This window comes from Cupriavidus sp. DF5525, assembly GCF_040149425.2.
In the GTDB taxonomy this organism is placed as follows: domain Bacteria; phylum Pseudomonadota; class Gammaproteobacteria; order Burkholderiales; family Burkholderiaceae; genus Cupriavidus; species Cupriavidus pickettii_A.
In genome coordinates this window covers 1,531,606-1,546,149 of the sequence record NZ_CP168266.1, presented here as the reverse complement: position 1 = coordinate 1,546,149, position 14,544 = coordinate 1,531,606, and the positions used below count along the sequence as shown (strand labels likewise).

Sequence of the window (14,544 nt, the reverse complement as noted above, 5' to 3'; positions counted from 1 at the left end):
GACCGTGATCCCGCTCCCATGTCAGATGCACTGAATACCGCGCACGCGCAGGTCGCCGCGCGCTTTGCCCGGCTGGCGCCAGCGCAGCGCGCGGCGTTCCTGGCCGCCCTGCACGACAAAGGCGTTGCCTTCTCCACGCTGCCGATCGTGCCGGCGCCGCGCAGCGAAGCGCTGCCGCTGTCGTACGCGCAGCAACGCCTGTGGTTCCTGCAGCAGCTCGATCCGGCCGGCACCGCCTATCACATGCCGGGCGCGTACCGGCTCGAAGGGGCGCTCGACGTGGCAGCCCTGCGCCGCGCATTCGACCGTATCGGCGCGCGCCATGAGGTGCTGCGCACCACGTATCCGACCGACGCCGCCGGCGTGGCGCGCCAACAGGTGCACGACAGCCTGCCGCCGGCATTCGTCGAGATGGAGGCCGGTCCCGCCGGCCTGGACGCCGCCATCGACGGCATCGTCCACGCCCCATTCGACCTCGCGGCGGGACCGCTGTGGCGCGTCGCGCTGATCCGCGAAACCGCCCGGTCCCACGTGCTGGTCGTGGTGCTGCACCACATCGTCGCCGACGGCGCCTCGATCATGCGCCTGGTCGCGGAACTGGCGGCCTGCTACGCCGCCGAAGCCACCGGCACGCAGGCCGAACTGCCGCAGCTGCCGGTGCAGTACGCCGACTATGCCGCCTGGCAGCGCAACTGGATGGAGGCCGGCGAGGCCCAGCGCCAGCTCGGCTACTGGCGCGAACGCCTGGGCGATGCGCCCGGCGCCGCGCTCGACCTGCCGGCCGACCGGCCGCGCCGCGCGGCGCGCACCGGCGAAGGCGCCGAGCACACCTTCGCCATTCCGGCCGACGTGGCCGGGGCGCTGCGCACGCTCGCCGGCGCGCGTCAGGCCACACTCAACATGACGCTGCTGGCCGCGTATGCAATCTTGCTGAACCGCTACACCGGACAGGCCGATGTCTGCATCGGCGTGCCGGTGGCCAACCGGCAGCGCAGCGAAACCGAGGCGCTGGTCGGCTGCTTCGTCAACATGCAGGTGATGCGCGCCGAGGTGGCACCAGACGAGCCGTTTGCCGAGCTGCTGTCGCGGCTGGCGCGGCAGGCGGCGGCGGACCAGGAAAACCAGGCGCTGCCGTTCGACCTGCTGGTGGAGGCGCTGCAGCCCGGCCGCAGCCTGGCGCAGCCGGCGCTGTTCAACGTCACCTTCGACCATCGCACCGCTGGCTCGGCGGCGGTGCCGCAGCTGAACGGATTGCGTGTCACGCCGCTGGAACTGCCGGTGACGACCGCGCGGTTCGAACTCAGCCTGGCCACCACCGAGTTGCCCGATGGCAGCCTTTCGGGCCGGATCGCCTATACCGCCGACCTGTTCGATGCCGCCACCGTGGTGCGCATGGCGGGGCATTATGTGCGCCTGCTGCAGGCGTTCGCCACCGATCCCGCCACGACGCCCGCCGTAGCGGTACTGCTGGGCGACACCGAGCGCGACGCGCTGGCGCGCTGGAGCCAGCCCGGCTGCGCGGCACCGCCGTTCGTGCCGGTGCATGCGCAGGCGGCGGGCCACGCCCGCCGCGCGCCCGAGGCCCCGGCAGTGCTGTTCGGCGATGCCACGCTCGGCCATGGCGAGCTGAACCGCCAGGCCAACCGGCTGGCGCACCGGCTGATCGCGCAGGGCATTGGCGCCGAGTGCCGCGTCGGCGTGGCGCTGGGGCGTTCGCCGCGCATGATCGTGGCGCTGCTGGCGGTGCTGAAGGCTGGCGGCTGCTTCGTGCCGTTCGACCCCACCTATCCGGCCCGGCGCCTGCTCGACATGCAGGAAGACGCCGCGCCGCAACTGCTGCTGACCGAGCGCGCGCTGCGCGATGCTTTCCCGGTGGCTGAAGGCCTGCCGGTGCAGCTGGTCGATGACGACGCGGACGCATCCTGGCCCGAGCACGATCCCGAGATTGCCGTCCATCCGGCGCAGCTTGCCTACGTCATCTACACCTCCGGCTCGACCGGCAAGCCCAAGGGCGTCGCGGTGGCGCACGGCCCGCTGGCGATGCATGTGGTTACCACCGCCGAGTGCTACGACATCACGGCCGCCAGCCGCGAGCTGCATTTCCTGTCGTTCAGCTTCGACGGCGCGCACGAGCGCTGGATGGTGCCGCTGGCCAGCGGCGCCAGCATCGTGCTGCGCGACGACATGCTGTGGAGCGTGGAGCAGACCTACGCCGCGCTGCGCCGCCATGCGGTCACCCACGCGGGTTTTCCGCCGCGCTACCTGCACCAGCTCGCCGCCTGGGCCGAGTCGCAGGGTGATCCGCCGCCGCTGTGGCTCTATTCCTTCGGCGGCGAAGCCATGCCCCGCGCGGGCGTGGCCCGCCTGACGCAGGCGCTGCGGCCGCAACACATCATCAACGGCTATGGTCCGACCGAGACGGTGGTGACGCCGTTGGTGTGGAAGGCAAGGGCCGCCGACGCGGAAGCGCAGGTCACCGGCGCCTATGCGCCGATCGGCCGGCCGGTGGGCGCGCGCAGTGCGTACGTGCTGGACAGCCGGCTGGAACCGGTGCCGGTAGGCGTACCGGGCGAGCTCTACCTTGGCGGCGAAGGGCTGGCGCGCGGCTACCTGGGCCGGGCTGGCATGACGGCCGACCGCTTTATTCCCGATCCCTTCGGCGCACCCGGCGGGCGGCTTTACCGCACCGGCGACCTGGTGCGCTGGCAGCCCGACGGCTGCATCGAATACCTCGGCCGGCAGGACCACCAGGTGAAGATCCGCGGCTTCCGCATCGAACTTGGCGAGATCGAGGCGCATCTCCTGGCGCAGCCCGGCGTACGGCAAGTGGTGGTGCTGCCGCACGAGACGCCCGCCGGCACGCGGCTGGTCGGCTACGTCGTGGCGCAGCAGGCGGCGGTATCGTGCGAGTCCCTGCGCGCAGCGCTTGCGGCGGCCTTGCCGGACTACATGGTGCCGGCGGCGATCCTGCAAGTCGACAGCCTGCCGGTCACGCCCAACGGCAAGCTTGACCGGCGCGCGCTGCCGGAACCGCAGTGGCAGGCCGAGACCGCCTACACCGCGCCGGTGTCGGCGGCGGAGCGGATGCTGGCGGCCGTGTGGGAAGACGTGCTCGGCATCGCGCAGGTGGGCCTGCATGACAACTTCTTCTCGCTCGGCGGCGACTCCATCCTGAGCCTGCAGATCGTCGCGCGTGCCCGGCTGCAGGGATGGCGGCTGACGCCGCGCCAGGTCTTCGAGCACCAGACGGTGGCAGCGCTGGCGCGGGTGGCGGAGTGCGTGGGTGGCACGGCGCAGGATGCAGCCAACGATGACGCTGGCGCGGCACCGCTGACGCCGGTGCAGGCTGCCTTCCTCGGGCAACCGCTGGCCGAGGCCAGCCGCAATCGCTTCAACCAGTCGGTGCTGCTGCGTCCACAGTCGGCCATCGACGCGCCGGCATTGCAGGGCGCGCTGAAGGACGTGGCCGGCCACCATGCCGCGCTGCGCTACCGCTTTACCCGCACCGATGAAGGCTGGTGCCAGCAGGCCGTCGCCGAAGCAGGGGACGCGTTCGCACTGATGACCATTAACGTGCCGGACGCCGCAGCAATCACCGCTGCCTGCGATGAAGAGCAGGACCGGTTGGACATCGCCCGCGGCCCGCTGCTGCGCGCGCTGCACCTGCGCGTCGCCGATGGCAGCGAGCGGCTGTTCCTGGTCTGCCACCACCTGGTGGTGGACGGCGTGTCATGGCGCATCGTGCTGGAAGACCTGCAAGCCGCCTATGCCGCACGGCTGGCGGGACAGGCACCGGCGCTGGCGCCGGTGGGCGCCAGCTATGCTGCATGGAGCCGCACGCTGGCGGGCCCGGCGCGCGACGTGTTCCGTGATGAGGCCGAGTACTGGCATGCCGTTACCCGCGACAAGATGATGCTGCCGAGCGATGGCCCGGACGGCGCACCGGCGCGCGCGCGCACCGCAAGCTTTGCGCTGGACGCGCCCACGACCGACGCCTTGCTGCGGCGGGCCCATGCCGCCTACCGCACCGGCGTCAACGACCTGCTGCTGGCGGGATTCGCGCGCGCGCTGTGCGCCTTTGCAGGGCGCGACGACATCCGCATCCACGTGGAGGGCCATGGCCGCGAAGCCGAGGCGGCCGGCAGCGCGCTCGATCTCAGCCGCACGGTAGGCTGGTTCACCAGCGTCTGGCCGGTCCGGCTGGCGAGCGTTGCGGACGTGGGCGACACCATCGCCGGCGTCAAGGAAGCGCTGCGCGCGGTGCCGCGGCAAGGGCTGGGATACGGTGTGCTGAGCGCTTTCGCGCCCGCAGCGCTGCCGCAGTGCGCGCCGCAGGTGTTGTTCAACTACCTCGGCCAGTTCGATGGCAGCCTTGGGGAAGGCGGCTGGCAGGCCGCAGCGGAGGATACCGGCCGCGGCGTCTCCGATGACATCCGGTTGCCGGTGCCGCTGGCGTTCGACGGCAGGGTCCAGGGCGGCCGCCTGCAGTTCCGCTGCACCTACTGCGGCGCGCAGTTCCGCGAGGCCACCGTCGAAGCGCTGATGGCGCGCATTGCACAGGCGCTGCGCGACGTGGCCGGGCATTGCGTGGCGCAGTCCGCGACGCGGCTGACGCCCTCCGACGCGCCGGCCAGCGGGCTGTCGCAGCAGCAACTGGATGCGCTGGCGCTGCGCGCCGGCGAGATCGAGGACATCTGGCGGCCCACGCCGATGCAACGCGGCATGATCCGGCACGGCGCGCGGCATCCCGGTTCGCCCGCCTACACCGTGCAGGTGCAGGCCACCATGGACGGGCTCGACGTGGAGCGCATGGTCGCGGCATGGCAGGACGCGGTGCGGCGGCATCCGGTGCTGCGGGCCCGGGTGGCGTGGCTGGAAGCGGGCGCGGGCAGGGAGGCCGAGCCGCTGCTCGTGGTCCCCACGCAAGCCACGCTGCCGGTCACGCACCACGACTGGCGCGAGCGCAGCCATCGCCCGGCCGCAGCCGCGGACGATGCCCAATGGCAGGCGCTGTGCGAGGCCGGGTTCCGCCACGGCTTCGAACTGGGCCAGGCGCCGCTGATGCGGCTGACGCTGGTGCGCATCGGCGACCACACCTGGCGCTTCCTCTGGACCTGGCATCACCTGCTGCTGGACGGCTGGAGCATGTCGCGCCTGCTGGGCGAGGTGCTGCGCGGCTACGACGGCGAGCAGCCGGCCCAGCCCGCGGTGTCGCTGCGCCGCTACGTGGCGTGGCAGCAGGCGCAGTCGGGCGCCGACTCTGAACAACGCTGGCGCGAGCAGCTTGCGCCGCTGGCACGCCAACCGGTGCGCATCACGCGCGAGGTCGCGCCGGCACAGCGCGGGCAGCTGATCCGGGCGGTGGAGCACGTGGTGCAGGCCGAGGCGCTGCGCAGGCTGGCAGCCTTCGCCAGCCGGCAGCACGTCACCGTCAACACGCTGGTGCAGGCGGCATGGATGCTGGCGCTGCGCCAGGCCACCGGCGCGCGCACGGTGGGGCTGGCCGTGGTGGGCTCGGGCCGTTCGGCGGAGCTGCCCGGCATCGAAGACATCATGGGTTTGCTCGCCAGTACCTTGCCGCTGGTGCAGGCGCTGCCCGACACGCTGCGCGTGGCCGACTGGCTGCCGGCGCTGCAGGCCGACAACCTGGCGCTGCGCGAGACCGAGCATGCGCCGCCGGCGTGGCTGCAGAGCTGGGCGGCCGGCAGCGACGATGCCGCGCACGCGCCGTTCGACACCATGCTGATCTACGAGAACTACCCGGTCGACAGCACGCTGCGGGAAACCCAGCGCGGCGCGCTGCGCTTCAGCGATGTCGATAACCGCGGGCAGATGAGCTACCCGGTGACCGCCATCGTGATCCCGCGCGAAACGCTGACGCTGCGCGTGGAGTACGACACGGCGGCGCTCGACGACAGCGCGGCGGAGGAGCTGACCCGGCAGTGCGTGGCGATCCTGCTCGCGCTGCCGGCGCTGGCCGGCGCCACGCTGGGCGAAGTGCCGGTGCGCGTGGATGGTGGCAGCGCCAGCGCGCTGGCGGCCTGAGTGCCTACAGTGCTAGCGCAGCAGCCGGCGCGGACAGTCGCCACACAGCGTGAAGGCCGGCAAGCGGTAGCGCAGGCAGCACAACCGGCGCAGCCACAGCGTGGTGGTAGTGCCGTCCTGCGTGACGCGGTGCGCGCGCATCGGCGCATGTAGCGGGTTGTCGCGGCCGTCGGGGCGGGTGCGGGTGTCCATCAGCCAGGCCGCGTCGGCCGCCAGCGTGGCGTCCGTGGCCGGCAGGCCCGGCTGCAGCAGGGCGGGCGCATGGCGGAACACCTCGGCGACGACGGCGCCGGCATTGGCCCACAGCAGGCGCGGCGACGCGCCGCTGGCCGCTGCCAGCGCTTCGACCAGCGGCACCAGCAGGTCATCCAGCAGGGCGCTGAAACGCTGCTGCGGGGGCGCACCGGGCAACGTCCGGCCGGCATGTGGCAGCACCAACGTCACGGCGCGGCCATGACCATCCGGCCGAATGGCCGCGTCGCGCAACGGCAGCACGTGGTGCGCCAGCGCCGCGGCGGCCACCGTGCCGGGCAGCAGCGCGGAGAAACAGTGCCGCGCCCAGACCGAGCCGGCCACGCGCGCATCGTCGCCACCGTAGTGGGCGGTCATGGCGTTGAGCGCATGCCGTAGTGGGGCGGGACCCGCGGGCTCGGACATGAGCGCGGCGGGCATGACGTCATCGCCCGTTGCCGGGCCGATGCGTACGGCCTCGGCGTAGTGGCGCAGCGGTTCGGGAAACAGTGCAAGCAGGATCGGTAACGGAAACAAGTGGCGCCCTGAACGGCGTTGCAGTTGTGCAGACAACGCCTTTTCTTTGTTGAAAATGAGAATGATTATCAGGTATATTCGCAATTCGATTTGTAACGCCGATATCGCACCTGGGCGCCCCCTTGCCAGTCAGTCGCGGCATAGCCGCGGCTGCGGGGCGGTCCTGGCCTTGCCGTTCGCATGGGAAGGCCGTGCGCGCGGCGGCAGCCAGGCCAGCATCGGCTGCCCCACGGCTCCCGAGGAGACCCAATGACGCAGCCTATGCCCGACCTGACGATCCGCGCGCGCGCCACGCAAGGCCCCGCGCCGCTCTCGTTCGCGCAGCAGCGCCTGTGGTTCCTGCAGCGCTACGCGCCGGACAGCACCGCCTACAACCTGGTGCGCGCCTGGCGCCTGCAGGGCCCGCTGGCGGCCCCGGCGCTGGAGCAGGCACTGGCGCAGGTGACGGCGCGCCATGCGGTACTGCGTACCCGTTTCTCGACCGGTGACGGCGAGCCTCGCCAGATCGTCGACGACGCGCTGCCGGCCGTGCAATGGATCGACTTGCCCGCAGGCGAGCTCGATGCGCTGCTGCGCCGCGAGTCGGCGCGCGTATTCGACCTGCACGCCGCCGCGCCTTTCCACGTCACCGTCGCCCGGCTGGAGGACGGCGCCCATGTGCTGGTGCTGGCCATGCACCACATCGTATCGGACGGCTGGTCCAACCCGATCCTGGCGCGCGATCTCGCGCGGGCCTATGCAGCGGCCGTCAATGGCAGCGAGCCGGGCTGGACGCCGCTGCCGGTGCAGTACGCCGACTACGCGGCCTGGCAACGCGAGCGTCTCAACGGCCCTGCGCTCGATGCCGCGCTGGCACGTTGCGCGACGCGCCTGGGCACTGGCATTCCCGCGCTGGAATTGCCGCTCGATGCCCCGCGCCCGGCGCGGCCGGCCGGCAAGGGCGCGCGCATCCGCTGGACGCTGTCGGACGGCGTTGTGACAGCGCTGCGCACCTATTGCACCAGTGGCACGGGTGCGGGCGGCCGGCTCACGCCGTTCGCCGTGCTGCTGGCCGCATGGCAGGCGCTGCTGGCGCGCTACAGCGGCCAGTCCGATTTCGCAGTGGGCGTGCCCAACGCAGCCCGCACGCATGAAGAGCTGGACGAACTGGTCGGCTGCTTTATCAATACCCAGGTCTATCGCGCACGGCTGACGCCTGGCCTGAGCGGCCATGCGCTGTGCCAGCAGGTACGCGACGACGCGCGCGCAGCGCTGGACCACGCCGACCTGCCGTTCGAGCTGCTGGTCGACAGGCTGGCGCCGTCACGTGACCCCAGCCGCACGCCGTTGTTCCAGGCAATGTTCAACCTGCAGATGGGCGAGCCCGCCGCCTTCACGCTGCCCGGGCTGCAGGCGAGCGCGCTGCCGGTGCCCGACGACAGCGCCAAGTTCGACGTCACCTTTGACCTGCACGCCAGCGCCACGCGCGTGTCCGCCACGCTTGAATACGACGCCGCGCTGTTCAACGCGGCTACGGCGCAGCGTATGGCGCGGCACTATGAACACCTGCTCGGCGCCATGCTGGCCGCGCCCGAGACGCCGCTCGAAGCACTGCCCCTGATGGGCGCCGGCGAGCAGGCCCGGACGCTGGCCTGCGGCAACGACACCGGCCTCGCAATCGACCCGGCCGATGACGTGGCGGCGCGCATCGCCCGCGCCGCCGCGGCCACGCCCGATGCCATCGCGGTGACGGACGGCGCGTCGAGCCTGACCTATGCCGGGCTGGAAGCCACCGCCAACCGCATCGCGAACTGGCTGGCCGCGCAGGAGGTCGGCGCCGAGACACTGGTTGGGGTGTGCCTGCCGCGCACGCCCGCGCTGGTGGCGGTGTTGCTCGGCATCCTGAAGTCGGGCGCCGCCTACCTGCCGGTCGACGCCCACCATCCGCCCGCGCGCAATGCGCACATCCTAGGCCATGCCCGTGCGCGCCTGATCCTGGCGAGCGCCGATACGGGCGCCGCGCTCGGCGACAGCGGCGCGGTGGTGCTGGTCGACGGTGAAACGCCGCCCTGGAGTTCGGCCCCCGATACGCCGCCGGCGGCGCTATTCCATCCGGCACAACTGGCCTACACGCTCTACACCTCCGGCTCGACCGGCACGCCCAAGGGCGTGCAGATCTCGCGCGGCGCCTTCGCCAACTTCCTGCGGGCGATGGCGCCGGTGGTGCCGATGGACGGCAGCGGCCGGCTGCTGGCGGTGACCACGCTCGGTTTCGATATCGCGGGGCTGGAGCTGTTCCTGCCGCTGGCCAGCGGCGCCCGGGTGGTGATCGCCACGCGCGACGACGCGCGCGACCCGGCGCGGCTGGCGGCGCTGATGTCCGCGCACGGCATCACCGTGATGCAGGCCACCCCCGCGACCTGGCAGATGCTGGTGACGCAAGCCACGCCGGCATGGCAGGGGCTGCGCGTGCTGTGCGGTGGCGAGGCACTGGGGCGCGAGCTGGCCGCGGCACTAGTGGCCAGGGGCGCGCAGGTCTGCAACGTCTATGGCCCCACCGAGACCACGGTCTGGTCCTCGGCGCATGCGCTGGCGGGCGAGGGCGCTCCCGCGTGGGCGGTAGCGCCGGTCGGCCGGCCGATCGCCAACAACCGGCTCTACGTGCTGGACGCGCGGCTGGAGCCGGTGCCCCCGGGCGTGGCCGGTGAACTCTTCATCGGCGGTGCGGGTCTGGCGCGCGGTTATGCCGATGACCCGGCGCGTACCGCTGCGGCATTCGTGCCCAACCCGTTCGCGCCCGGCACGCCGGGCGCGATGGCGGGCGACCGGCTGTACCGGACCGGCGACCTGGCGCGCAAGCGCGCCGACGGCATCGTCGAGTTCCTCGGCCGGCGCGACCACCAGGTCAAGGTGCGCGGCTTCCGCGTCGAACCGGGCGAGGTCGAGGCGGCGCTGGGCGCGTGCCCGCAGGTGCGCCAGGCCGTCTGCGTGGCCCGCCAGGGGCCGGACGGGATGGCGCGGCTGTGCGCCTACTACGTCGCCGCCACGGCCGGTGATGACTCGGACGACGCCATCCTGGCGCGCCTGCGCGAGCAGTTGCCCGGCTACATGGTGCCGTCCAGCCTGACGCGGCTCGATGCGCTGCCGCTCAACGCCAACGGCAAGGTTGACCGCCAGGCGCTGCCGGAGCCGGCCGCGCCGCGCGTTGCGGCGGCGCCATCGACGCCGACCGAGCACGAGTTGGCGGCGCTGTGGTGCGCGGTGCTGGGCGTGGCCCAGGCGGGTGCCGACGATGACTTCTTCCTGCTGGGCGGCCATTCGCTGCTGCTGGTGCGGCTGCAGACGCGCATCCGCGAGCAGATGGCCTGCGAACTGGCGCTGCCGGCGCTGTTCGCGGCGCCCGTGCTGCGCGACATGGCCGCGGCGATCGACCAGGCCGGGCGTCGCGATGCCGACGCCGACCTGGCCTTCATGAACGACCTGCTGGAGGCCCTGTGAATCTGTTCCTCTCATTGCGCCGCCGCTTCGGCGGCCTGCTGCTGCTGGCGCTAGCCGCCGGTACCTGCAGCGCGCTCGCCGGCATCGCGCTGATTGCCGAGATCAACCGCATGATCGCCGCGCCGGCGGCGCTGGAAGCGGGGCGTATCGGCGTGCTGCTGGGCCTGCTGGCGGTGCTGTTCGGCTGCGGCTTCGGCTCGCAGGCGCTGCTGACCGCGCTCGGCCACCGCGTGGTGTACGACATCCGCCTGCGCATGCTCAAGCGCGTGCTCGATACCGACGTGGAGCGCCTGGAAGCGATCGGCGGCCCGACCGTCTATGCCACGCTGACCAAGGACATCGCCTCGATCGGCATGGCCTTCAACCGCGTGCCATTCGTGTTCTACAACGGCGTGCTGGTGCTGGGCGGGCTGCTGTACCTGGGCTGGCTGTCGTGGCAACTGTTCGTGCTCGGTGCCGCGGTGCTGGGCGCGGGCGTGCTGCTGGCGCAGCGCTGGGTGCTGCGCATGCGCACCCTGATGAAGGCGGTGCGCGACACCGACGACCGGCTCTACGCCGGCTACCAGGGCGCCATCGACGGACGCTACGAACTGGCGCTCAATGCCTGGCGCAAGCAGAGCTTCTACCAGCGCGACTTCGAGCCCGCCGCGGAGTTTGCGCGCGCGCACGAGGTGCGGGCCGACCGCTACTGGGTGCTGAGCCTGTCGTTTACCGCGACGCTGATCCTGGGGCTGGCGTGCGCGATCTTTATCGCCGGCGATGCGCTGGGCATCGCGCGCGAGCGCATCACCGCCTTCGTGCTGGTGCTGATGTTCCTGCGCATGCCGCTGAACGACCTGGTCGGCACGCTGCCGATCCTGATGACCGGCAACGTCGCGCTGCGCAAGATCGAGACGCTGCGGCTGGCGCCGTACACGGAGGATTTCGCGCTGCATACGGCCAATACCGCCGACGCGCCGCCGGCGCCGGGCACGCCGCTGATCACGCTGCAGGACGTGCGCTACGACTATCCCGGCCAGGGCGACGAGCGCGGCTTCCGCCTCGGCCCCGTGTCGCTGACGCTCTCTGCCGGCGAGACCGTCTTCATCGTCGGCGGCAACGGCAGCGGCAAGTCCACCCTGATGAAGCTGCTGGCGGGCCTGTACCAGCCGAGTGCCGGCAGCATGGCGCTCGGCGACAGGCCGGTGAGCACGGCCGAGCTGCCCTGGTACCGCTGCCATTTCGCCACGGTGTTCTCCAACGCCCATCTGTTCGCGCGGCTGGTCGGCCCGGACGGGCGCTTCGACGCGGCGGTGGCCAATGCCTTCCTGAAGCGGCTGCACATGGACCACAAGGTCGCCATTCGCGACGACCTGCTGTCGACCACGCAGCTGTCGCAGGGGCAACGCAAGCGGCTGGCGCTGCTGGCGGCCTATGTCGAGGCGCGCCCGGTGCTGCTGCTCGATGAATGGGCGGCCGACCAGGATCCCGTGTTCCGCGCCTATTTCTATGAATCGCTGCTGCCGGAGCTCAAGCGCAGCGGCAAGACCATTGTCGCGGTCAGCCATGACGACCGCTATTTCCACGTGGCCGACCGCGTGATCCGCGCCGACAGCGGCGTGATCCGCGCCGACAGCGCCACCGACAGCCCCGCCGCCCCCGCCGCGGCCGGCCAGACCGACCATCAGGCCGCCGCATGACGCGCGCCAACACAGACAGGGAGTCAGTTCACATGCAAAGCAATGTCGCGCCTTTGATGACCCACGCGATCGCGAACCAGCCCTGGTCACCCGCGACGATTTCCACGCTGCAGAGCCGCTGGGAAGGCCCCTCGCTGCAGGTAAGCCTGGACGGCACGCCACTGCAGGCCTGGCAGTTCACGCCCGGCACTCAGCCGCGGCTGGCACTCGCCGATACCGACCCGGCCCACCCGCTGGCGCGCGCCGCTACCTTTGCCGCCTGCGAGGCGGTGCTGGCGCGCGCGCCCGCGACGCAGGCCATCGCGCTGGACCTGCCCGAAGCCATCGCCAACGCGATGCTGCGCGAGGGCAGCGCCACGCGCCCGGCCGGTGGCGACCTGGTGACGCGCGTCGAGCAGCTCTGGCAACTGCCGGCGCTGTGGCACACCGGCACCTCGGGCCGCGACTATCCGCTGCAGTACGCGATGACCCAGGGCCGGCGCCATCCGGTGCGCGTGCCCAAGCCGTCCGGCCAGGTCTATGCACGCCATATCCCGTGGCTCGACCAGGTGTTCTCGATGCGGGTGGCCGATCTCGACGCCGACCTGGAGTACTTCCACGGCTGGATGAACGATCCGCGCGTGGCGGTGTTCTGGCAGGAAGAGGGCGATCTCGCCAAGCACCGCGACTACCTGTCGGCGCAGCTCGCGGACCCGCACACCATCCCGCTGATCGGCTGCCTGGACGGCAAGCCGTTTGCTTACTTCGAGGTGTACTGGGCCAAGGAGAACCGCATCGGCCCGTACTACGACGCCGACGACTTCGATCGCGGCTGGCATGTGCTGATCGGCGACGGCGAGATCCGCGGCAAGGCCTATATCAGCGCCTGGCTGCCGTCGCTGATGCACTACATGTTCCTGGACGACCCGCGCACGCAGCGCATCGTGGGCGAGCCGCGCATCGACCATGTGCAGCAGATCCGCAACCTGGACCGCTCCGGCTTTGCCAAGATCAAGGCCTTCGACTTCCCGCACAAGCGCGCCATGCTGGTGATGCTGCTGCGCGAACGCTTCTTCGGCGAGCGCCTGTGGGTGCCGCAGGAAGACGGGCAGGCTGCAGAACCCGTCGCGCCGGCCGCATTGGCCGCCTGAGCAAGCCGCGCAAGGAGAGACCATGCTCTATTCCGCTTCTACCTTCGCCGCCAACGGCACTGATGCCAGCACGTCGCCCGTGCTCGACCTGCTCGGCATCGGCTTCGGGCCGTCCAACCTCGCGCTCGCAGTGGCCCTGCGCGAAATGCTGCCGCAGCAGGCGCCGTTCCGCTTCGGCTTTATCGAGAAGAAGCCGGGCTTCGTGTGGCACGGCAATATGCTGCTCGACAACAGCCGCATGCAGATCTCGTTCCTGAAGGACCTGGTCACGATGCGCAACCCGGCCAGCCGCTATACCTTCATCAACTACCTGCACGAGCGCGAGCGGCTGCTGGACTTCATCAACACCAGGACGTTCTATCCCAGCCGCTACGAGTTCAACGACTACCTGTCCTGGGTGGCCGCGGATTTTGCCGACGCCTGCCACTACGGCGAAGAGGTTGTCTCGGTGCAGCCCGAGCCCGCCGGTGGCAATGGCGCGCTGGCCTGCCTGCGCGTCACCTCGCGCACGGCCGACGGCGCGCTGACCGAGCGCTGCGCGCGCAACGTGGTGGTCAGCGTCGGCGGCGCGCCCAGCATCCCCGACACCTTCGCGCCGCTGCGCGGCCATCCGCGGGTGTTCCATTCCTCGTCGTACCTGGAATCGCTGGAGCGTCTGGAGCGCACGGCGCCGGTGCGGCGCGTGGCGGTGATCGGCTCGGGCCAGAGCGCCGCCGAGATCTTCCTGGACCTGAATAGCCGCGAAGGCAGCATCGCGGTCGACCTGGTCAGCCGTGCGCCGGCGCTCAAGCCGGCCGACGACAGCCCCTTCGTCAACGAGATCTTCAACCCGCGCTATATCGACTACCTGTTCTCGCGGGAGGCGACCGAGCGCGAGCAACTGCTGCGCGAGTTCGGCAACACCAACTACGCGGTGGTCGATACCGACCTGATCGAAGCCATCTATGAGGTGCTGTACCAGCAGAAGGTCACCGGCAAGGTGCGCCACCGCCTGCTGGCCGGCAGCGAGGCACGCCATGCCGAGGCCGATGCCGACGGTGTGCGGCTCGACATTGCGCGGCGCGACGATGGTGCGCACCAGTTGCAGCGCTATGACGCGGTGATTCTCGCCACCGGCTACCGGCGCGAACTGCACCAGTCGCTGCTGGCGCCGCTGGCGTCCTATCTGGACGACGCCAAGGGTTTCCAGGCGGACCGCGACTACCGGCTGCAGATGGCGCCGGGCTGCCAGGCGGGCGTGTTCCTGCAGGGATGCTGCGAAGCGACGCACGGCTTGTCGGACACGCTGCTGTCGGTGCTGGCGGTGCGCGCGCAGGAGATCGCCGCCGCGGTGCTCGGCAACCGCCCGGGCGAGGGATGCGCCATGCAGGCTGAGCCGCCTCGCAGCCGCGCCGCGCGCGTGGCGCACGCCGGCACGCACTGAGGCTTCGCCCATACACAAAGCA

Annotated in this window: 6 protein-coding genes; 5 read left to right on the top strand and 1 reads right to left on the bottom strand. The window is 71.3% G+C overall.

The genetic code is table 11. The features are described from left to right. Positions 1 to 18 precede the first annotated feature (18 nt). A complete protein-coding gene (locus tag ABNX08_RS28315) occupies positions 19 to 6,045 on the top strand; it encodes an amino acid adenylation domain-containing protein (RefSeq protein ID WP_349607032.1) in 6,027 nt (2,008 codons plus the stop codon). A gap of 12 nt (positions 6,046 to 6,057) precedes the next feature. On the opposite strand, the gene fhuF is transcribed toward ABNX08_RS28315, so the two are convergent. Further along, positions 6,058 to 6,849 carry a siderophore-iron reductase FhuF gene (gene fhuF, locus ABNX08_RS28310; protein ID WP_349607033.1) on the bottom strand — a complete coding sequence of 264 codons (792 nt, stop codon included), beginning with the start codon at positions 6,847 to 6,849 and terminating at the stop codon, positions 6,058 to 6,060. Positions 6,850 to 7,062: 213 nt separating this feature from the next. On the opposite strand from fhuF, the gene ABNX08_RS28305 reads away from it, so the two are divergent. From ABNX08_RS28305 to ABNX08_RS28290, 4 genes are read left to right on the top strand one after another with little or no spacing between them, the layout of a single operon-like run. Next, positions 7,063 to 10,290, top strand: coding sequence for a non-ribosomal peptide synthetase (locus ABNX08_RS28305; protein ID WP_022539018.1), 3,228 nt, complete (start codon positions 7,063 to 7,065; stop codon positions 10,288 to 10,290). Next, complete coding sequence (locus ABNX08_RS28300) at positions 10,287 to 11,969, top strand: cyclic peptide export ABC transporter (protein WP_022539017.1); 1,683 nt, start codon at positions 10,287 to 10,289, stop codon at positions 11,967 to 11,969. The genes ABNX08_RS28305 and ABNX08_RS28300 overlap by 4 nt, the downstream gene beginning before the upstream one ends. 32 nt (positions 11,970 to 12,001) lie before the next feature. Continuing rightward, complete coding sequence (locus ABNX08_RS28295; protein WP_041681817.1) at positions 12,002 to 13,099, top strand: GNAT family N-acetyltransferase; 1,098 nt, start codon at positions 12,002 to 12,004, stop codon at positions 13,097 to 13,099. A 22-nt stretch (positions 13,100 to 13,121) separates the two neighbouring features. Then, a complete protein-coding gene (locus ABNX08_RS28290) occupies positions 13,122 to 14,522 on the top strand; it encodes a lysine N(6)-hydroxylase/L-ornithine N(5)-oxygenase family protein (protein WP_022539015.1) in 1,401 nt (466 codons plus the stop codon). The last annotated feature ends 22 nt before the right edge of the window (positions 14,523 to 14,544 follow it).

Bases quoted from the DNA above. Each gene is read 5' to 3' on its own strand.
- ABNX08_RS28305 (WP_022539018.1), top strand. From the start codon at position 7,063: ATGACGCAGCCTATGCCCGACCTGACGATCCGCGCGCGCGCCACGCAA.
- ABNX08_RS28315 (WP_349607032.1), top strand. From the start codon at position 19: ATGTCAGATGCACTGAATACCGCGCACGCGCAGGTCGCCGCGCGCTTT.
- ABNX08_RS28295 (WP_041681817.1), top strand. From the start codon at position 12,002: ATGCAAAGCAATGTCGCGCCTTTGATGACCCACGCGATCGCGAACCAG.
- ABNX08_RS28290 (WP_022539015.1), top strand. From the start codon at position 13,122: ATGCTCTATTCCGCTTCTACCTTCGCCGCCAACGGCACTGATGCCAGC.